This is a genomic window from Kordiimonas pumila, assembly GCF_015240255.1.
Classification (GTDB): Bacteria; Pseudomonadota; Alphaproteobacteria; order Sphingomonadales; family Kordiimonadaceae; genus Kordiimonas; species Kordiimonas pumila.
This window is the reverse complement of sequence record NZ_CP061205.1, coordinates 2,137,369-2,157,082: the sequence shown is the minus strand read 5'-3', so window position 1 is coordinate 2,157,082 and position 19,714 is coordinate 2,137,369. Positions and strand designations below refer to the sequence as shown.

18 protein-coding genes and 2 tRNA genes are annotated in these 19,714 nt (G+C 45.9%); 11 read left to right on the top strand and 9 right to left on the bottom strand.

Annotated elements, in window-relative coordinates; all coding sequences use genetic code 11:
• Positions 1 to 132 precede the first annotated feature (132 nt).
• From ICL80_RS09330 to ICL80_RS09315, 4 genes are all read right to left on the bottom strand, one after another.
• A complete protein-coding gene (locus ICL80_RS09330; protein ID WP_194211660.1) occupies positions 133 to 708 on the bottom strand; it encodes a DUF2497 domain-containing protein in 576 nt (191 codons plus the stop codon).
• A gap of 277 nt (positions 709 to 985) precedes the next feature.
• A complete protein-coding gene (locus ICL80_RS09325) occupies positions 986 to 2,371 on the bottom strand; it encodes a TolC family outer membrane protein (RefSeq protein WP_194211658.1) in 1,386 nt (461 codons plus the stop codon).
• Positions 2,372 to 2,450: 79 nt separating this feature from the next.
• Positions 2,451 to 3,104: a protein-L-isoaspartate O-methyltransferase family protein gene (locus ICL80_RS09320; RefSeq protein ID WP_194211656.1), complete on the bottom strand. Its 654-nt coding sequence runs from the start codon at positions 3,102 to 3,104 to the stop codon at positions 2,451 to 2,453.
• Between the two features lie 198 nt (positions 3,105 to 3,302).
• A complete protein-coding gene (locus ICL80_RS09315; RefSeq protein ID WP_194211654.1) occupies positions 3,303 to 3,860 on the bottom strand; it encodes a PAS domain-containing protein in 558 nt (185 codons plus the stop codon).
• 388 nt (positions 3,861 to 4,248) lie between these two features.
• Between ICL80_RS09315 and ICL80_RS09310 the strand changes: the two genes are divergently transcribed.
• The 3 genes from ICL80_RS09310 (at position 4,249) to ICL80_RS09300 (ending at position 5,984) form a co-directional block, all read left to right on the top strand.
• Positions 4,249 to 4,322, top strand: a tRNA-Cys gene (locus ICL80_RS09310).
• A 248-nt stretch (positions 4,323 to 4,570) separates the two neighbouring features.
• Positions 4,571 to 4,646: transfer RNA gene (locus ICL80_RS09305), tRNA-Asn, on the top strand.
• A 234-nt stretch (positions 4,647 to 4,880) separates the two neighbouring features.
• Positions 4,881 to 5,984 (top strand): OmpA family protein, encoded by a 1,104-nt coding sequence (locus ICL80_RS09300; protein ID WP_194211652.1) that lies wholly within the window; start codon positions 4,881 to 4,883, stop codon positions 5,982 to 5,984.
• Between the two features lie 63 nt (positions 5,985 to 6,047).
• Here the strand turns inward: ICL80_RS09300 and ICL80_RS09295 are convergent, their stop codons facing one another.
• Positions 6,048 to 6,434, bottom strand: coding sequence for a hypothetical protein (locus ICL80_RS09295; RefSeq protein ID WP_194211650.1), 387 nt, complete (start codon positions 6,432 to 6,434; stop codon positions 6,048 to 6,050).
• A gap of 361 nt (positions 6,435 to 6,795) precedes the next feature.
• Between ICL80_RS09295 and ICL80_RS09290 the strand changes: the two genes are divergently transcribed.
• From ICL80_RS09290 to ICL80_RS09275, 4 genes are all read left to right on the top strand, one after another.
• Entirely contained in the window at positions 6,796 to 8,040 is a 1,245-nt protein-coding gene (locus ICL80_RS09290) for a dicarboxylate/amino acid:cation symporter (protein ID WP_228073377.1), read from the top strand.
• Between the two features lie 76 nt (positions 8,041 to 8,116).
• A complete protein-coding gene (gene queC, locus ICL80_RS09285; protein ID WP_194211646.1) occupies positions 8,117 to 8,812 on the top strand; it encodes a 7-cyano-7-deazaguanine synthase QueC in 696 nt (231 codons plus the stop codon).
• Positions 8,813 to 8,814: 2 nt separating this feature from the next.
• Positions 8,815 to 9,447, top strand: coding sequence for a 7-carboxy-7-deazaguanine synthase (gene queE / locus ICL80_RS09280; protein ID WP_194211644.1), 633 nt, complete (start codon positions 8,815 to 8,817; stop codon positions 9,445 to 9,447).
• 9 nt (positions 9,448 to 9,456) lie between these two features.
• Complete coding sequence (locus tag ICL80_RS09275) at positions 9,457 to 9,897, top strand: VOC family protein (RefSeq protein ID WP_194211642.1); 441 nt, start codon at positions 9,457 to 9,459, stop codon at positions 9,895 to 9,897.
• Between the two features lie 143 nt (positions 9,898 to 10,040).
• Here the strand turns inward: ICL80_RS09275 and queF are convergent, their stop codons facing one another.
• Complete coding sequence (queF, locus tag ICL80_RS09270) at positions 10,041 to 10,505, bottom strand: preQ(1) synthase (RefSeq protein ID WP_194211640.1); 465 nt, start codon at positions 10,503 to 10,505, stop codon at positions 10,041 to 10,043.
• Positions 10,506 to 10,737: 232 nt separating this feature from the next.
• Here queF and hspQ point away from each other — a divergent pair, with 232 nt between their 5' ends.
• The 3 genes from hspQ to metC all read left to right on the top strand — a co-directional run bounded on the left by hspQ (position 10,738) and on the right by metC (position 13,227).
• Positions 10,738 to 11,058, top strand: a complete 321-nt coding sequence (gene hspQ / locus ICL80_RS09265; RefSeq protein ID WP_194211638.1) for a heat shock protein HspQ — start codon at positions 10,738 to 10,740, stop codon at positions 11,056 to 11,058.
• Between the two features lie 132 nt (positions 11,059 to 11,190).
• Positions 11,191 to 12,036 (top strand): 3-mercaptopyruvate sulfurtransferase, encoded by an 846-nt coding sequence (gene sseA / locus ICL80_RS09260; protein WP_194211636.1) that lies wholly within the window; start codon positions 11,191 to 11,193, stop codon positions 12,034 to 12,036.
• 6 nt (positions 12,037 to 12,042) lie between these two features.
• Positions 12,043 to 13,227, top strand: a complete 1,185-nt coding sequence (gene metC, locus ICL80_RS09255) for a cystathionine beta-lyase (RefSeq protein ID WP_194211635.1) — start codon at positions 12,043 to 12,045, stop codon at positions 13,225 to 13,227.
• Here metC and ICL80_RS09250 read toward each other — a convergent pair.
• The 3 genes from ICL80_RS09250 to ICL80_RS09240 all read right to left on the bottom strand — a co-directional run bounded on the left by ICL80_RS09250 (position 13,224) and on the right by ICL80_RS09240 (position 17,491).
• Entirely contained in the window at positions 13,224 to 14,498 is a 1,275-nt protein-coding gene (locus ICL80_RS09250; protein WP_194211632.1) for a porin family protein, read from the bottom strand. The genes metC and ICL80_RS09250 overlap by 4 nt on opposite strands.
• 1 nt (position 14,499) lies before the next feature.
• On the bottom strand, positions 14,500 to 16,728 hold the full coding sequence (locus ICL80_RS09245; RefSeq protein WP_194211630.1) for a bifunctional diguanylate cyclase/phosphodiesterase: 2,229 nt from the start codon (positions 16,726 to 16,728) through the stop codon (positions 14,500 to 14,502).
• A gap of 109 nt (positions 16,729 to 16,837) precedes the next feature.
• A complete protein-coding gene (locus tag ICL80_RS09240; protein WP_194211628.1) occupies positions 16,838 to 17,491 on the bottom strand; it encodes a cupredoxin domain-containing protein in 654 nt (217 codons plus the stop codon).
• A 265-nt stretch (positions 17,492 to 17,756) separates the two neighbouring features.
• On the opposite strand from ICL80_RS09240, the gene pepF reads away from it, so the two are divergent.
• Positions 17,757 to 19,658, top strand: coding sequence for an oligoendopeptidase F (gene pepF, locus ICL80_RS09235; RefSeq protein ID WP_228073375.1), 1,902 nt, complete (start codon positions 17,757 to 17,759; stop codon positions 19,656 to 19,658).
• Positions 19,659 to 19,714 lie beyond the last annotated feature (56 nt).

Genomic DNA, 19,714 nt, shown 5'->3' with positions numbered 1-19,714 from the left:
ATGCACAAAAACACAGCAAAACAAAAGGCCAGATTTGGCCAGACTGGCGGGTTTTTAAAGAAATAACAGTCTACAGCTTGAAAGTTGGCCCAAAACAAGGCCTATGCGTAAAGGCACCGTTCATTATATAGCTTATTTACGCCGTGCGATTCGCGCAACTTCACGCTCAACTGCATCCTGCACAATAACGGGCAGATTTTCGTCAAGCCAGCCTTGCAGCATGGGTTTCAGCATCTGCCGCACCAAAGCTTCAAGGGTGTTATCAGCCCCGTCATAGCCTGCCACCATCATTTGGCTAAGGTGTGCAAATGTTTCAGCTGTGCGGCTTTCAACCGGTGGCGATACAATCGGGTGCGCATCCCCTGCTGTCGCAAACTCAGTCAGTTCCAGAATGTCTTCTTCTTCCTCTGGTTCAGAGAAGTAGACAGGCTCTGGCTCTGGTATTGGCTCTGGCTCAGGGACAGGGTCAGGCTCTGGAACGGGGTCAGGTTCTGGTATTGGCTCTGGTTCTGGTATTGGCTCTGGCTCAGGTTCTTCAACCGGTTCTGGTTCAGGAGCAGCCACAGGTTCAGACTCAGAGTCTTCCGACAGCTCTTCCTCAGGCGCCGTTACCAGCGCCTCTTCTTCAGACTCATCAGAAATAATCCGGCGAATGGACGCCAGAATTTCTTCCATAGTCGGTTCGTCTTCGGATGCGTTGTCGCTCATAGACCAGCCAGTGTTAAAATACTCCCCTTAAACTGGTACCTGTAAGTGACTCCGCTGTCAATAATTCTTAAACAATCAAAGGCAGTTACCTGACGATTAACTAACATTTCCTTTGTTATATGTGTGATTATTACATGCTTCAAAACCATACAAGCCAACACCAAAAACATAGCCATTGCATCAAAAACATATATCAGCACGATTTACAGATAGTCTTTTAGACCATAAAAAAGGGGCCATCAGAGGCCCCTTTAAGAAAACTATCATAAAATCACTTTTAATCGACGTCTGTTCCAAAACCAATAATTTTACTGGAACCAACCTCATCGTAATATTCTTCTGCATCGTACAGATCAATACCAAGACCAAGGTCGCGGGCAGTAAGCTTACCAATTGACGATATAAGGCTGTAAGCCGCCACATATACATCGCGCTGAGCACGAACATTCGAAACGCGAGAATTTAGAAGCTCCTGCTCAGCGTTCAACACATCAAGCGTTGTACGAGAGCCCACATAAGCTTCCTGCTTCACACCCTCAAGGGCTATTTCGTTTGCACGAACAGAGGCTTCTGTGGAAGTAATTTGCCCCACTGCAGCCCTATACTGATCCCACGTTACAAAGACATTTTCCTGCGTTACACGCTCAGCCTGATAAATTTCCATCATGCGCTGACTGCGAATCTGCTTGGCTTGGCGCACTTGTGAATATTTTGTACCACCAGAGAAAAATGGAACCGTTACATTCACACCTATTTCTGCTGCTTCATAATTTGAATTATTCGGTAACCCAGTTGTTGTACTAAGGCCGCTGGTATCTGTCTTAGAATAACTTGCTGTTGCCGCAACTTTTGGCAGCAAGGAGCCTTTAACAGCATTTACACTGTATCGTGCGGCCTCTTCATTATAACGAGCAGCCTGAATGCCAGGGCTAAGCTCCATCGCAATCTCAATAGCTTTATCGAGGTCTGCAGGCAGCTCTGGTTGGCTGGTCGGTGTTTCAAGACCCGCTGGTGTACGCCCAACAACACGGCGGTACTGTGCCCTACTGGAAGCAAGTGTTGCTTCCGCGGTTAGCAAAGTTGATTTGGCATTTTCAAGCCGTGCTTCTGACTGTGCCACATCAGTGCGGGTTACTTCCCCCACACGGAACCTGTCATTACTAGCCTGCAATTGACGCTCAAGAACAACAATATTGTTTTTGTTCAGTTCAACAACAGCTTCATCGCGCACAACATTCATATAGGCCGCAACAGCTTCTAGCAGAATCTGCTGCTCAACAGACTGTAGCTGGGCACGGCCTGCTTTTACGGTGCTTTTTGCCTGCCTCAGCGAGTTTCTATCGCTAAAGCCATTAAAAATATTTTGCTGGGCAGTCAGCCCATAACGTTCTGTATCACCATCAGCGTCAACTGTCACACCACCAGATGTTCTATCCGCATAAGTTTTATCATAGGAATACGTACCAGTCAGGCTTGGTAAAAAGCCAGACTTTGCTTGTGATACATTTTCATCCGTTGCTCGCAGCGATGCACGCTGTGCCATTAACTGTGGGTTTGATGCATAAGCGGCCGCTAATGCCTCTTCCAGTGTCTCGGCTGACACTGCCCAGGAACCAGTTACCACTGTCGCCATTGCAAACAGGGAAACGATACCTTTCTTCATGATATTCTCCTTAGTCCTCGCTATTATATTATTATTAGTCTCTCGTTTTACTGCCTATCACAAATGATGATAGGATGCCTCAAAAAACAAACTCTTTTTTCAGGCTGAAACCGGGTAACTGCTGCACATTCGCATCAAAAAGGTTACGCACAGCCGGCTCGCCGTTTTTCATTTCTATCACATGCCCACGGCCGACGCCGCCAAACATTTTTACACAAACAAGCCTGCCGCCTTCCTTAAGCTGCTTTACGAGCTTGGACGGAACGTCTTCAACAGCACCTTCGATAAAAATAACATCATACGGCCCCTGCTTAGCTACTCCTTCACTTAAAGTACCCGTCACAACAGCCACATTCATGATCTCAAGGCCTGAAAGCTTTTCCTCGGCCATGCTGGCAAGTTTCTCGTCCTGCTCCACAGCGACCACTGCGTCAGCAAGTGCCGCCATAACCGCTGTGCTGTATCCAGTGACACAGCCAACATCAAGCACAAGGTCTGTCGGCTGAATATTTGCAACCACCAAAAGGCGAGCAAAAATTACGGGTTCCATAAGGTAGCGCCCCTTAACAACCTCTAGGTCTTCATCTACATACGCGATGGCACGCTTGCTCTTTGGGACAAAGTTTTCACGGGGAATACTATTTATGGCCTGAATGATACGCTCATCATTCACTTCGTTTGGGCGAAGTTGGCAATCAATCATATGGGTGCGTGCTGCTTGAAAATCGCTCACGTTTCATCACCTTCTCTTGCAGAGATTATATCCTAGCTGACCAAGCTATATGGCCGTATTTAGACTGCTTTATAATTACAGGCGAACAAAGAAACAATGCGTTTTCCTACAATTCAACAATAAAATTTTGTTTTGCCAAGCTTAAGTCTAGATAATCACCATAAAACCAACGCATGAAAAACTGATTTCAGGCCCACATTATCCCTCTGCGGGCACGCCTGCACCAATATCAAAATACAGCCGTTCCAATAATTCAACATGGTCACAACTTGTAATATTGAACTCCTGCTGGAGTATATTTTCTGAAAGCGCAACACCCGTACCGACAAAATACCGAACATTGCCGTGAGAGTCTGCAAGCGGTAACTGCATTGTCCGGTATATAACAGGCTTGCCCTTAAGGTTCAGGGCGCTTCTGGTTATCATACCGGCGCAAGGTGTATCACGCAGCGTATGATAATATTTCAATTCCTCGGCAAGTAACTCAAGAGGCAGAACATCAAAAATATTCTGGCCGGTTATATCTTTCCCCAAAACGCGATCAAGCTTGGTACCAGCCTGAATGATACTCAGGTTTTCATCGCCAATCCATTCGCTAATGAAAACCTCAGCAAGGAACGCACCAATTCGTATTGACGAAAAATCTGACCGCTTAGGACACACCAAACCATCATAGCGCGGCAAGTCCTGCCAGCAAGCTACAAGCTCTTGCGTTGCCTTCGAGTATTTCAAATCATTCAAATTTTTCGCCCACATAACTCTACACCCAGAACGCCAAACAACAGATCAAACTGCTTTTTGCAGTATAGCCTGTTGCTACACCAGCCTTGCTTTACCCTTCACAAGACCAGCTTAAACGCGCATCCAAGGTGGAATACACTATACAATATAATGCTAAATTCCTCCGGTTGGGGCCGTATAACAAAGCCGTACAGTGCAGACAGCAGCTCTCTGCATAACAAGTACACGTGGCGCGAACAAACGCCTCTACCCCAATCGTAGAAATGCAATATAGCATTACAGTGCAGAACACTACCGTGATTTGTCTCACAAAAACAACAGCTTTTTAAGTAAACTTACACGTTCACAAAAAGCTTCTTGACCCTGCATCACGGTGGTTCTATACGGTCCCTACACCACGTGAGGCGCGATGGCGGAGTGGTGACGCAACGGATTGCAAATCCGTGAACACGAGTTCGATTCTCGTTCGCGCCTCCATTTTTATCGTTTTTGTGGCTTTTATTCATTTCAGTGCAATCTGACCAGTACAGCCTGATTGCCAATAAATCACTTACCCCGATGATGTTATAGCCCGAAATTAGTATATTTTTCTTTATATATTACGCTGGCAGGCACATCTTTCATGCTTCCTGAAATAAAAATTAAATTTAGGGCTTGGCAGGCGTATTTTTTTGAGTATAAAGGCACCACTCACGCGGGTACAGCCCTCATGAGTGCATTTATGATCCGCCTTAGCTCAGTTGGCAGAGCAATTGACTGTTAATCAATGGGTCGCTGGTTCGAGCCCAGCAGGCGGAGCCAATATATGAAAACCTGAAGCTCTATAGCTTCAGGTTTTTTTATATCAAACATACACTCTCATACCTAAAAATTTATGCTATCTTTATATTTCAATGTATTATTGCAACATAAAGAGAATATCTGGTTGAAATATATACTTATCTTTCCAGTAAGCTCTTGTTATTGCCACAATCCCGAAGTAGGTCAGGAAAAGCGAATTAACCCTTAATATATATAAGGAAATTGGAACTTATCATGCGCACTTTGATCATATCACTGCTTACGGCCACATCTCTTTCAGCAACCGCTGAAGATCACTATTATGGTGGCTTTGAACTTGGCCTGTCTCTCTCTCCTGATGAAGAGTTAAGCAGGGATGCTGATGGCCTTACACTTGATGCTGATAAAAACATCGGCCCTGTTGGCGGTCTCTTCTTTGGTAAAACCCGCGGCAAACAACGCTTTGAGCTAGAATATCTGGTTAGAAAAAACTATTTTGACCAAGCAGACGTTTCAGCAATTGGTGCAACTGGCCTTGCTGGTCCCGGTTCATATGCAGCCGGCGGCAACCAAAAAACTGACACCCTGATGGCAAATATGTGGCACACATTCTTTGGTGGTGATTCATGGTCGGTTCTTGGTGGTATCGGTCTTGGGGCCAGCCACGTAAAGCTTGACCGCGTTCGTTCAGGCCAAAATCTTATCTATGTTGATGATTCCAAATGGGCGCCTGCCATTCAGGCAATGGCGCAAGTAACACACCCTGTTGGTAACGGCCTTGAAGTTGGCCTTGGCTACCGCTATCTGCACACACTTGCTGACAATTTTGATTCAGCACTTGGTGAAGTAGATTATCAGGCGAAAAACCATGAAGTATTTGCACGCCTTAGCTGGCGTTTTGGCGGTGAAGACAGCAAACCTGTTACACCAGCTCCAGCCCCAGTAGCACAGCCTGTTGTGCGCCCTGCCCCTGCACCAGAGCCTGTAAAAGCACCAGAGCCTGTAAAACCTGCACCACTCCCTGGGCCATTCCTTGTATTCTTTGATTTTGACAACAGCACCATCACACCAAAAGCTGCTGACATTATCAAAGCTGCGGCCAAAGCTTTCAAAAACAACAAAACTGTTGAAATTGAAACAACTGGCCACGCTGACCGTGCTGGTACAGAAACATACAATATGGGTCTTTCCAAAAAACGTGCTGAAGCTGTGAAAAAGGCCCTGATCGCAGAAGGTGTTGACGCGACAGAAATCGCCGTAACTTACAAAGGTGAGACTGTAAACCTTGTTAATACAGAAGACGGTGTACGCGAGTGGCAAAACCGCCGCGTGGAAATTAAGCTTCTGCCAAGCAAATAAGCTTTAATATTTCTAAAGCAATGCTGAAAAGCTCCAGGTTCATATCTGGGGCTTTTTTTGCCCCTAAAACCGATTCAGTTTACATGGCGCAGCTGGTGTTACGTATGATAGTGGCAGCAAAGATAGCAACATCAGCGGTGAGTATGATTTTTCTGCATATTCTGCAGCCATTTGTGACCGCACACAAAACTGGCTAACCTTGGTACTATCAAGAGATATACGGTTCGCAACATCAACAATATATTGATCAAAGTTATGTCGTCCTTGCCGTTTTAGCCATGCCTTTAAAGGCCCTTGGCTTTCCACCAGATATGGCAGATTCATTTTAACAAACCCGTTATATAGGTTCGATAAATCCACACCATGCCCAGCACGGCACTGCAAGGCAGCAACTTTCAATTGAACCTCAACAAAACGGATCTGGTCTGCCTGCATCTCAATTTGAGTCATACATGCTGGCTGCACACTTAGTGCAGCGCTAGTCAATGTCGCCGCTACAAACGTAGTTTTCATAAAACTACGTACATGACTTTTAAGTTGCCTGATCATAATTGCCACCGATTCGTTTGCCCTACTCTCAATGTGCTCTCAAACTATGAAGCAAATCTTAAAGTCGCAAATAGTATAAAATTAGCGTAAGCTTTTAATATAATTTACTTTTTATTCTTTAAAATATTTTACCTGAATCATCAGTCCAGTATTGATATTCAGATCGTCTTCTTACGCGCAGACTTTTACTATACCTAATATTTAGCACTTGCGAAAGTTCAGGATTTAATTAACCCTATGGACCGGCAAAAGGGAGAATAAAATGCTTAGAAAATGGTTTGCTGTCACGCTTTGGAAAAGGATTATGGCAGCACTTTTTTTGGGCATACTGGCCGGTGCTCTCTTTAGCGAATATGTTGGTTATATCAGCTGGATTGGGGATATTTTTATCCGCCTAATCCGCATGATTGTGGTACCCCTTGTATTTGTTACCCTTGTCTCTGGTGTTATTGCAATGGGCGACCCAAAAAAACTAGGGTCACTGGGTGTTAAAACACTTGGCCTGTATATGGGCACAACTCTTGTTGCCATCACTATTGGCCTTTTAATGGCCGCGCTTTTTCAACCCGGCATTGGTATCGACTTAAGCAGCGCTGTTGCAAAACCTGTTGCAGAAGGTGGTTCGCTCACCGACAGGCTCCTTAGCATCATACCGCTAAACCCGGTCGCGGCTTTAGCGGAAGGCAATATGCTGGCGATTATCTTTTTCGCCATTCTTTTAGGTGCCGGCGTTCTGCTTACAGGTAAAAAAGCCAAGTCAGTCGCTGATATTTTTGAGGCCGCATCCGAAGTGATGCTGAAAATCACGCACTTGGTGATGGAAGTTGCCCCCTTTGGTGTTTTTGCCCTTATCTCTGGTGTGGTAGCACAGGGCGGACTGGGCTTACTTCTTGACGTAGTACCTCTGGTTGCAGCCTTTATCTCTGCTTGCGTCCTACATCTGGTTATTACCCATGGCAGCATCATGAAGTTTGCTCTGAAACTGCCACCCTTTCAGTTTTTTCGCAGCATCACAGGGGCACAGCTTGTTGCCTTTTCCACATCATCAAGTTCTGGCACCCTGCCTGTAACAATTACAGTCGCGGAAGAAAACCTAGGCATTCATAAATCTGTTGCGGGGTCTGTGCTACCACTAGGTGCCACCATTAATATGGATGGCTCTGCGATTTATGTCGGTATTTTAGCAGTTTTTTCAGCGCAAGTGCTGGGTATTCCCTTAGGGTTAACCGAGTATTTGCTGATTGCCCTTTCTGCCACGCTAGTATCTATCGGCACAGCCGCAGTGCCTTCAGCATCCCTCTTCCTGCTTGCCGCTGTCTTAAGTGTACTGGGAATTGACGGCGCACAAACAGCCATCATTGTTGGGTTTATTTTCCCATTTGATCGGCCTCTTGATATGATACGCACCGTTGTAAACGTAACAGGCGACCTGTCTGTTGGCACAGCCGTTGCCAAATGGGAAGGCGAGTTTGATGAAAAAGTCTTCAGAGCAGAAGCTATAGACTAGCTAAAGCTGCTTTTTCCTTATCAAAACTGTTGTCGGGTGTTATAGAGCGCGGCGTTTTGATGAAGTAAGGATAACAATGAGCAAAGATAAAAAAGCAGTCGTTTTACTGTCTGGAGGGCTGGATAGCGCCACAGTTGTCGCCATAGCAAAAAGCGAAGGGTACGATGTACATGCTCTTTCCTTCAGCTACGGTCAGCGCCACAGTGTTGAACTAACGGCTGCAGACAAAGTCGCCAAACACCTTGGGGTTATAGAGCATAAAACCGCAAACCTTGACCTTCGTACTTTTGGGGGCAGTGCGTTAACGGCAGATATTGATGTGCCCAAAGACCGCAGCGACGATGACATGAGCCATGATATTCCCGTCACCTATGTACCTGCCCGTAATACAATATTCCTGTCATTTGCGCTTGCCTATGCAGAGGTGGTGGGGGCCAAGGATATCTTCATTGGTGTGAATGCCCTTGATTACAGTGGATACCCTGATTGCAGGCCTGATTATATTCGCGCCTATGAAGTGATGGCAAATCTTGCAACCAAAGCAGGCGTAACAGACGCAGATAAACTTAGCGTCCAAACACCACTTATTGACATGACCAAAGCCGAAATTATTACGGTAGGAAACAAGCTAGGTGTCGATTATAGCATGACAATAAGCTGTTATGATCCAGACACGACTGGTGCTGCCTGCGGCCACTGTGACAGTTGCTTGCTACGACAAAAAGGCTTCCGTGAGGCAGGGCTTCCAGACCCAACTAGATATCAAGGCTGACAATGGTCTATAGCGTAAAAGAAATATTCTACACTCTGCAAGGCGAAGGCGCGCAAGCTGGCAGGCCTGCCGTATTTTGCCGCTTCGCTGGATGCAACCTGTGGTCAGGCCGCGAGGAAGACCGCGAAGCCGCCATTTGTAACTTTTGCGATACAGATTTTGTTGGTACTAACGGCACAGGTGGCGGCAAGTTTAAAACAGCAGAAGCCTTAGCGGAAGCAGTAAAAGCTGAATGGCACGGCACAAGTGGCACACCCATGGTCGTGTGCACTGGCGGTGAGCCACTATTGCAACTGGATGCTGCGCTTGTTGCGGCTTTCCATGCTGAGGGTTTTTTCATTGCAGTTGAAACCAATGGCACAGTAAAGCCACCAGAAGGCATAGACTGGCTATGTGTTAGCCCTAAAGCAGATGCACAAGTAGTTGTCACACAAGGGCAGGAATTAAAGCTGGTTTACCCACAAGTTACTGCCCTACCTGACCGGTTTCAGCATCTTACATTCGAGCATTTTTTCCTGCAGCCAATGGATAGCCCAAAGCAGGCAGAAAACACCAAAGCAGCCGTTGAATACTGTAAGGCGCACCCGCAGTGGCACCTAAGTATTCAAACCCATAAACTCATCAACATCCCTTAAGGAGCACCCATGGAACAGCGGCTTAGCCTTATTACCCTTGGCGTAAAAGATCTAAAAAAAGCCCGCGCTTTCTATGATGCGCTCGGGTGGCAAACATCATCCAAACCCGAAATGCAGGAAGACGTCATCGCTTACGATATGGCGGGTTATACGGTTGCGCTCTTTAGCTGGAACGGCCTTGCGGATGATGCAGGGGTTAGCGCAGAAGGATCGGGGTTTCGCGGGGTTGCCCTTGCTTATAATGTACGTACCCCAGAAGAAGTGGATGCCACACTTGATGAAGCTGTGAATGCGGGGGGCAAACTCATCAAAAAAGCGCATGAAACCTTTTGGGGTGGGTATTCAGGCTATTTTGCAGACATTGACGGCCACCTATGGGAAGTGGCACACAACCCTTTCGCCCCGTTAGGTGAAAACGACGAATTTCAATGGAACGGCGTTGAGGCCTAGGTCGTCTTTAGGCCCCTTATTCTAGGCGCTGTTGGAATAGGCACCTCCCCTACCTAGAGATAGGGGTAAAATATAAAGCCCATAGCGTAAACACATATTACGCGTGTAATACACAGCAACCTAGATAGTTTTTAAAAGCTTACTTACCCCCGGCCCCGATACGTAGGCACGCCCTGGTCAGGCACCCACACAGTCTCTGGTGCTTTTCCTGTTTGGAAAAAAACATCTATGGGAATACCACCGCGCGGGTACCAATAGCCCCCCATGCGCAACCACTTTGGTTTCATTTCCGCCACCAGCCGTTCGGCAATACCAACCGTACAATCTTCATGAAAAGCGGCATGGTTGCGAAAGGACTGCAAAAACAGCTTCAGGCTTTTGCTTTCAACAAGCTTTTCATCAGGCACATAATCAAGCACCAGATGGGCAAAGTCAGGCTGGCCGGTTACGGGGCAAAGGCTGGTGAACTCTGGGCAGGTAAACCGCACCAGATAATCAGTGCCTGCACGTGGGTTAGGCACCATTTCAAGCACCGCTTCTTCAGGGCTTTTGGGGGCTGCTGCCGTTTTACCAAGCTGTTCAAGCCCTTTATAAATATCTTTGCTCATTACTTTTTGCCTTTTTAGCACATTAAATGCCTGTGTTTCTGCGCGTTTTAGATAACGCCTCTTGAACTAAAGCGCAAGCAACACGATTTATTACATATGAAAGACAAAATGGTTAACAGCGTGAAAATAATTGTTCAGGCTTTGTTAATCGCAAAATGTTAATATTTTAAGACAGATCAAGAAGTGGTCTGGCTTCGGTTTCCCCATTATACCGACAGAGAGGAGTAGAACGATGTTAAAGACACAAACTGCACGGTTTGCACCCGGTCAAGTCGTTCGGCACAGCAAATTTGGCTATCGTGGCCTTATTTTTGATGTTGATGCCAGCTTCAGCCAATCCCCAGAATGGTATGAAGTTATGTCAGAAATGCATCCTTCAAAAGACAGGCCTTGGTATCACATTTTGGTCGACGGCGAGAAACACACCACTTATGTGGCGGAAGAAAGCCTGATTGCTTGCCCTGAAACGGAAGAGTTCGATCACCCTTTACTCGAACATCTGTTTAAGTGCAGTGATAGTGGCGATATTTCTTCACGGCTAATTGTGAACTAAAACCTCGCTGGCAAGGGCGCTTAAACGCGCTCTGCCCTTAAATACTCTTAAAATATCTTTTGCCTGATTGAAATGCAGGCCCCAGCCTCTTAGAGTGCACGGTGTAACAGTGTTCTGCCCAGAGGTTTTATCATGTCTTTTCCCCCTATTGTCTCAGCCTCATGGCTCACGGAACACATACACGACAAGAACATACTTCCGCTTGATGGTACGTGGTATATGCCGGGGTCAGACCATGACCCCGAAATAGACTTCCGAAAAAACCATGTTCCCGGCGCTGTATTCTTTGACGTAGACGATATTTCAGATCAAACATCTAATTTACCGCATATGCTACCAACTGAGGCTGATTTTGCCCAAAAAGTTTCGGCCCTTGGTATATCAAATGACCACACTATTGTGGCTTACAGTCAGGGTGATTTACCAACTGCGGCAAGGGTTTGGTGGATGTTTCGCATTATGGGGCACGAGAAGGTGTGCGTCCTTGATGGCGGCCTCTCTGCCTGGATTGCTGCAGGTAATAGTATTTCTAGCGCCCCGCTTCCGCGCGATGCAACAACTTACAAAGCTATGTTTCAGCCGGAACTTGTGCGCTCAGCAACCGAGGTAGCTGCCACCTTGAAAGACACTCGCCATCAGGTTCTGGATGCCCGCCCAAATGGGCGGTTTACAGGGGCTGTACCAGAACCACGTGCAGGCTTAAGGTCAGGGCACATCCCCGGCTCAATCAGCTTACCTGTAACTGAGCTTTACAATAGTGATAGTACCTTAAAAAATACCAAGGCCTTACAAGATATTGTTGCTGCAAAGGCTATTGACCTAACAGCGCCCATTACCACCAGCTGTGGTTCTGGCATGATGGCATGTAATATTGCCCTTGCCCTTGCATGCCTTGGTAAGTGGGATACCGCAGTTTATGACGGTTCATGGACCGAATGGGGCGCCCTAAGTTCTCTACCCGTAAAAACAGGTGAATAAAACACAATGAAAAAAATAGTGAATGAAACAACCCTTGTAACCACAGGCAGACGCAAAGAATGGACGCACGGGGTAGTAAACCCACCTATCTACCGGGCATCAACATGCCTGTTTGATACATACGAGGATTTACGTAGCGGAGTAAAAGATCCATCTGCGAAAAAGCTTTTCTATGGCCGTAAGGGCACCCCGACACACTGGGCGCTTGCTGAAGCCATTACAGAGCTTGAAGGTGGCAAAGGCACCATGCTTTACCCAAGTGGTGTAGCAGCTGTAACAGGCGCTATTCTTGCCCTTGTTAAAGCGGGCGACCATATCCTCATAACAGATAGTGCTTATGAGCCAACCAGAGCTTTTGCCAATGGTTTTTTGAAAAACATGGGTGTGGAAACCACATATTACCCTCCAATGATAGGAGAAAACATCACTAGCCTAATCAGGGAAAACACAACAGTTATCGTTACAGAAAGCCCCGGCTCACTTACTTTTGAGGTGCAGGATTTGCCAACCATTTGTGCAACTGCCCAAAAACACGGTGCTTATGTTATTACTGATAACACATGGGCTACACCGCTATTTTTAAATCCGCTTGAAATGGGCGCAGATATTTCTGTTCATGCCTGTACCAAATATATTGGGGGTCATTCTGATATAATGCTTGGCAGTGCAACCGCAAATGAACGGACCTTCCTTAAGCTGCAACGCACAGCCTTTCAACTTGGTCAAACAGTGTCCCCAGATGATGCTTCCCTTGCCCTGCGGGGGCTGAGGACACTCTCGGTAAGGCTGAAACAGCATGAAGAAAACGCTTTAAAGATTGCAGCATGGCTAGATTCACATCCAGAAATTGAAACTGTTCTACATCCGGCTTTTCCGTCCTGCCCAGGGCACGACCTTTGGCAACGTGATTTTAGCGGCTCGACAGGCCTTTTTTCCATCGTTTTGAAACGCGGCAGCTACGACGATACGGCAGCGATGGTTGATCATATGAAACTGTTTAAAATGGGCTTTAGCTGGGGCGGTTATGAGAGCCTGATCCTGCCAAGTGACCCAACAAGCGCGCGCACAGCAGAAAAATGGCAATCATCAGGGCCAGTTCTAAGGCTTCATATTGGGCTTGAAGATGCAGAAGACCTAATTGCAGACCTGTCAGCAGGCCTAGACCGCTATAAGCAGCATCTCGCGGCTTAAAAAACTTTACGAAAGCTGAGCTGCAACAGACTATTTTCCTGATGCGGCTCAAAACCAATATAGGCACGTGCAGGTCTATCACTATTAATATAAAGATATTCCATCATAAGTATATCACGCGCACCAATCTTTCTGGATAGAGCTACTGTGAAAGCGTATCCATCTTCATTATTGTTATCGATGCTTAGAAGCGAGTTATCTTCAACCCCGAACCATTCTCCCCGCCCAGAAATCCGGTACTTACCAAACTCTTGTGATGCCAATAGGTAAACCGTATCAAAATTAACATCCAGATAACGGCGATCACTTCCGCCCCAGCCTTTTGGCCCCATTTCTGTGCGGCCAAACATATACTGCGAAATAAGCTTTAGTCCTTTCACCGGTTCTGCCTCAATATAGGCATTCCAAAAGCGGGTATCCCACGCATACTGTTTATGTTCAAATGCTTCAGGGTCACCGCGATTATCATAATAAAAAACACCGACACTCACAGAACGTCCATAACGCCAATCAGCCGCCATATAATAACCTGGTCGGCCATCTATTTCGCGCACAGGGTGTACCCATGTTGGTTGTGGTATAAAGCCACCTTCCGCAGTAAAGACAGGCAGCGACACAAGAGGCACCTGAGAAAAAGCTCCTACTTTAGCATCTCCTATACCCCAGCCTCTAAACGCAAGCAGAGTTCCTGCGGGATCATTCATACCAAAGATGCCAACAGTGAAAGCCAGCCTATGCATTTCATGCCTGTATTCCGCTTTCGCTTCAATACCCAGCGCCCTTATTTCCTCGCCAACCCAGCTATTAGCAGCAGACGGCGTAATAGTGTACGGGGAAGTCCATGCTATTCCGGTGTTTTCTCGGGAAATATGCGGAAAGTATAATCCTGCTTTAAAGCTGTACCGCAGTGCAGACTTTGGCACTGGCTCGTAAGAAAAATAGGCTTCGACCACATCAGCTGGTTTATCTTGCTCTGGGTCATATTTTACATGAGCAAAAGCATGTAGATCCCATGTCAGATTATATTTTGCCAGCAACGAAACTTCTGCAAGCCGAAACTCCGCATCTGTTCCTTTATCACGTTCACCGCCGTATCGGCCTTTTCCTAACCAGTCATTAAACCAAGTCGGCTCGCCAGATGTTACAGTTACCCTTGCATCAGCAAAAATATCTACTTCCAGCGAGCTATCCTGTGCGTAAACAGGCAGCGTAAATCCAATAAGGACTGCTGAAATACACCAGTTGATAAAACAACCCCCATGCTCCATCATTTTAGTACCCTTTATCGGCTAGAAATGCCTCCAAGTCTGGCGCTGGTAGAGGCCGGCTAATAAAATAACCTTGCAAGGTATCGCAGCCATACTCTTTCAGCATTTTGGCACTTTTTTCGTCCTCAACCCCTTCAGCTGTCACCTTTAGGCCTAGGTTGTGGCCCAGTTCGATAGTAGACCTTACAAGGATCTGGTCTTCCTCATTTTCGGCAAGCTTCATAACAAAAGATTTATCAATCTTAATTTCACTCACAGGTAATCGCTTTAAATAGCTCAGGGAAGAATACCCTGTACCATAATCATCAATAGATAGTGTCAAACCCATGGCGCTCAGCATATTTAAAACCTCAAGCGCGCGTGCCATATCATGCATCACCGCACTTTCAGTCACTTCAAGTTTTAACAGGGAAGCCGGCACATTAAAATCGCGTAGTAAGGCTAATATTTGCCCCGGCAAATTCATATTCATCAGGTCATTTGTAGACAGATTAACCGCAACGGCCAGATGGAGGCCTTTACTACGCCACTGTGCACACTGTGACACAGCTTTCCTGAGGCCCCATTCTGTCAAATGCTTGATATCGCCTGTTCTTTCTGCAAACGGAATGAAATCATCCGGTGGCACAAATCCACGCGTTGAACTATTCCAGCGCACAAGTGCTTCAACTGCATTCACCTTACCTAAACCAAGGTCAAGTTTAGGTTGATAGGAAAAAGATACATCTCCGGATTTCAATGCCTCTCGCAGCTCACTCATAAGGGACAAACGCTGCTTGTAAGCATCACCAGTAGACGCAACAAACCAAGCATAGCCTTTTGTTGCAGTCCGCCCCTGATCCAGCGCAGAGCTAGCCGCCTGCATGAGCTTCATAGAATCAGTACTATCATTGGGAAACTTTGACAGGCCAAGCTTAACGCTTGCATCCACCACAATATCCGTAACCTCAAAGGGGGTCATGAAAGAATTAATAATGAGCGATGCAACAACCTCAGCGCGGTTCATATCATCAAGGAGAAAAACAAATGAGTCCGATGATAACCTTGCTACTTCAATATTAGTAACCTGCGCAATACGGGTGCCAATACCCTTCAAAAGTTCATTTATATGGGTGTGATCTAAAACACTTCGAAGTTCAGCAACATGCTGTACTTCTGCAATCACGACACAAAACTTCCCTTTTTTATCAATGTGTTCTTGCAAGGTACGTTCAAACTGGTTTCTGTTAAACAACCCTGTTTCAGTGTCATGATAGGCTTGATATACAATTCTATCTTCCCGATCACGAACCGCATCAACCATTCGATTGAAACTGGATGTCAGGTCAGCGATTTCATCACCTTTGGTCGGGGCTTTTACTTCCTGATAATCACCTTTAGCAATGCGGTTTGCCGCACTCGCAAGCTGGCGCAGAGGTCTGGTAACCCCTCTGGAAATAACGACACTCCCCATCACCAGAATAATAAGCCCGAGAGCCAAGACACCTAAAAGTGCAAGCGCTAGTGACATATAAGGCTGCATTGCCTTATCCATTGAAAAGTAAAGCAAAGCCCCCGCCTGGCTATTATCAGCTGCATCTTTGTAAGCTCTGTCAAAACCGATATGCCAGAGCATATAGTTTTCACCTGCAAGATATGTTTTAAAAGTCGGGTTTACCGTTTCAGGTGTTATAGCCTCCCGCAAAAAAGACCGTACCATATCCGCATTTGATGTAGAGGCCGCTGGCTCATAATCCCCACTGCCATTTTCGAATAGGAAGGCAATATCCAGCTCAATCGGCGACAATGATTTAATTTCCTGTGCCACAGTTCTGTTCATTTCTTTACCCAAAACAATCCAGGCAAGTAAATCTGGCGCAAAAACAGGTACAACAACAATTTCGTACAATTTACCATTCATGGCAATGATTCGAGCAACAGTCGTGTCTTTTGACCTCTGATTTTCAAGCCCTAAAATTAACCCAGCAAAAGACCGTGGCAACGCGCCTGCAGCTGATGCAATAACATTACCATCAGGATCATAAGCCAGAGCGAGATCCGCTCCAATTCTTTTACCCAAGTTTAATAGTGCGGATTTGATGGTTGGCTGATCCTCTGTCCCAACCGCTTGACGAAAACCAAAATCCTGAGCCAAAATCAATGCTCGACTAGCAAGTTCCTTTACCCTTGAATCGACAACACTTTCAAAAACACGGGCCGAGGCAGCAAGCTGCCCTTGTACCTGATCTTGCACATTCCGTGTTACCGTAGTGTAAAACGATAAAACAATTATGCCCTGCACCAATAAAAATAGCGCTAAATATACAATTGTAAGTCTCGTCTGAAACTTGAATGAAGGCATTTTAATATTCGTTTTCTACTGGTTGCTGCTGTGTGTGTCTGCGAGACTTCATCTCAAACACAAGTTCAAGTGCTTTGGCACCACCTTCCGGTAGGCTAATTGCATGCGCATAGCCTTCCATCGATTTTTGCTGATCAGGGTGCCAAATATGAATTTCATAATCACCGACAGGTAAATCACTAAAACTAGCTTTGCCGCTTTGATCTGCAACACGGAAAAGAGGGTCATCTGTCACATAAATATAGGCAAGCATGTTATCATGAATATTGCATCCAAGAGCAGCGACACCTTTTTTATCAAACAACACCTGCTGTGTTTCGTCTTGGCCGTAAAGCTTCAATTCAAAAGTTTTTGCGGATGAAAAAGAATAAACGTGATGTCTGATCTTATCCATATTCGGAAATGTAACCAAAGTACCGGTCTGCACTGGCAAAATAAAAGGCGAGAACATAACATTCTGCTGTTTGATGGAAGCCGTCTTTTCTGTTTTTGGTAAAACAATGGTATCAGACACTGGCATCAACGACACAATCGCGCCCACAACAGCATTTTTGCTACCATCAACAACTGCGACAGATAAATCTTCAGCATTAGCTTTTGCCATACAAAAACTTGCAACCAGAGCTAAAGACACCCCTAAGACATTGAAACGCAAAAGATTCTCCCGCTATAGACTTCTGATCATTCCATTCAAGATACATAACAGATATATTTGAATTGAGATACACTAACTCATAGTCGTTTAGCCCAACACTTTTATTATGAATACCCTTCACATTTCAATGAGCTTTTTTCTCTTATACCAATAGGGAGCTCACACTCCTTAAAATGCCAACAGCAACGGCTAATCCTTGTTGATTAATTTCATTCACGGCCTAGTCTAGGGTCGATCAAAGCCTCCCTATATAAAGGTGTAATTCATGAATATAACTTTAACATCTAGCCCTTCATCTGCAAAAAAAATGGGGCTTGCCGTCTTCTTGGCCCTAACAATAGCGAATGTACCTTTCATAAACCCTGTAAATGCTCAGGAAAAAAACCAAAAAACATGGGACCTGACAGAGCTTTACCCAACAATAGAGGCATGGAACGCAGCGCGTGAAAGCATCCATCAGGCAATAGAAAAACTAGCACGGTTCAAGGGGCATTTAGGAGATAGCCCCCCAGCCCTTTTAAGTGCCCTTGATGAAATATCAGCTATTCAAAAAAGCGCTGCAAGAATATTTACATATGCGTCACTTGGTGCGGATGAAAACCTCCGCCTTGCCGAAGGACAGGAAAGACTAAGTATGGCTCGGGCTGTTTTGGCAAAGTTTAACCAAACCACAGCCTATATGGCCCCCGAAATACTTGCGATTGGACGAGACAAAATAGAAAGCTTTGTAAAAGCTGAAGCAGGGCTAAAAAAACACGCCTTTAACTTACGAGATACACTCAGAAATGCAGAGCATACACTCGGCACCGAAGCCGAAAACATCCTCGCCAACGCTGCAGAAGTCACAGCCGGGCCGCAACGTATATACTCCCTCCTGACAACAGCAGGTATCCCTTGGCCAGAAATTACACTCACAAACGGAACTCATGTTACCCTTGATCAAGCAACTTATTCAAAATACCGCGCTACACAGAACAGAGAAGACCGTAAAAAAGTTTTTGATACATTCTGGAGCAGCTGGAAAACCTACGAAGCGCCGCTTGGGCAAACGCTTGATACCCTTGTAAAGTCACATATATTCGAAGCACGCTCACGGCACTATTCATCCAGCCTTGAACGCGCAGTCTCAAGCGGCAATATCCCCGTTAAAGTATATAAAACACTGGTATCCGCAGCCAATGACAATCTTGCATCTATGCACCGTTACCTGAAACTTCGCGGCCGGATGATGGGTATAAAAGACTTACAATATTATGATACTTACCCAGAAACCACACAGCTTGCACGGGAGTTCACTGTCGAGGATGCCAAAGCACTAACTTTAGCCTCGCTTAAGCCCTTCGGTGAGAAATATCTCAGCCTTATGCAACAAGGTTTTACGGGTAACTGGATGCATCTGTACCCGCAGTCAGGAAAACGCTCGGGCGCATATATGCAAGGTGCTGCTTACGATGTACACCCTTACGTTCTTTTGAACTTCAACAAGGGTTTTGAAGATGTTTCAACCTTTTCCCATGAATGGGGGCATGCCGTACATTCTCTTTTATCAAAAGAAAACAACCCATACGAAACATACGGCTACACCATCTTTACCGCAGAGCTTGCTTCCACCACAAATGAAGTACTTCTTCAGGAATATATGCTTTCCAAAAACTTAAGTGATGCAGAGCGCCTTTATTACATTGACCGGGCTCTTGAGAGCTATCGCGGCACTTTTTTCAGGCAAACGATGTTTGCAGAATTTGAGCTTAAAATTCATGAAATGGCAGAAGCCGGAGAGCCTCTCTCCGGTGCAAAAATGACCACACTCTATCTTGATCTTTTAAAAAAATACCACGGTCACGACCAAGGGGTTATGACCATAGACCCAGCCTATGCCATCGAATGGGCTTACATACCGCATTTCTATTATAATTTTTATGTCTACCAGTATGCGACCAGCCTATCGGGCGGAACACTTTTTGCCGAGCGTATGCTCGCAGGCGATCAAAGCGCCAAAAATGACTACCTAAATGTTTTAAAAGCAGGTGGTTCCAAATACCCCTATGACATGCTGAAAGAGGCCGGTGTTGATCTGGCAACCCCTGCTCCCTACAATGCCCTTATTGCCCGCATGAACAGGCTTATGGACGAAGCCGATATAATTTTAACCCGCATGGGAAAATAGGTTTAATAACCACGTAAACAAAAGGCCGGGAAACCCCGGCCTTTCTTTTTCAGTAA

Excerpts from the sequence above, each read along its gene's own strand:
- ICL80_RS09330 (WP_194211660.1), bottom strand. The coding sequence starts at position 708 with ATGAGCGACAACGCATCCGAAGACGAACCGACTATGGAAGAAATTCTG.
- ICL80_RS09325 (WP_194211658.1), bottom strand. The coding sequence starts at position 2,371 with ATGAAGAAAGGTATCGTTTCCCTGTTTGCAATGGCGACAGTGGTAACT.
- ICL80_RS09315 (WP_194211654.1), bottom strand. The coding sequence starts at position 3,860 with ATGTGGGCGAAAAATTTGAATGATTTGAAATACTCGAAGGCAACGCAA.
- ICL80_RS09300 (WP_194211652.1), top strand. The coding sequence starts at position 4,881 with ATGCGCACTTTGATCATATCACTGCTTACGGCCACATCTCTTTCAGCA.
- ICL80_RS09295 (WP_194211650.1), bottom strand. The coding sequence starts at position 6,434 with ATGACTCAAATTGAGATGCAGGCAGACCAGATCCGTTTTGTTGAGGTT.
- ICL80_RS09290 (WP_228073377.1), top strand. The coding sequence starts at position 6,796 with ATGCTTAGAAAATGGTTTGCTGTCACGCTTTGGAAAAGGATTATGGCA.
- queC (WP_194211646.1), top strand. The coding sequence starts at position 8,117 with ATGAGCAAAGATAAAAAAGCAGTCGTTTTACTGTCTGGAGGGCTGGAT.
- queE (WP_194211644.1), top strand. The coding sequence starts at position 8,815 with ATGGTCTATAGCGTAAAAGAAATATTCTACACTCTGCAAGGCGAAGGC.
- ICL80_RS09275 (WP_194211642.1), top strand. The coding sequence starts at position 9,457 with ATGGAACAGCGGCTTAGCCTTATTACCCTTGGCGTAAAAGATCTAAAA.
- queF (WP_194211640.1), bottom strand. The coding sequence starts at position 10,505 with ATGAGCAAAGATATTTATAAAGGGCTTGAACAGCTTGGTAAAACGGCA.
- hspQ (WP_194211638.1), top strand. The coding sequence starts at position 10,738 with ATGTTAAAGACACAAACTGCACGGTTTGCACCCGGTCAAGTCGTTCGG.
- sseA (WP_194211636.1), top strand. The coding sequence starts at position 11,191 with ATGTCTTTTCCCCCTATTGTCTCAGCCTCATGGCTCACGGAACACATA.
- metC (WP_194211635.1), top strand. The coding sequence starts at position 12,043 with ATGAAAAAAATAGTGAATGAAACAACCCTTGTAACCACAGGCAGACGC.
- ICL80_RS09250 (WP_194211632.1), bottom strand. The coding sequence starts at position 14,498 with ATGATGGAGCATGGGGGTTGTTTTATCAACTGGTGTATTTCAGCAGTC.
- pepF (WP_228073375.1), top strand. The coding sequence starts at position 17,757 with ATGAATATAACTTTAACATCTAGCCCTTCATCTGCAAAAAAAATGGGG.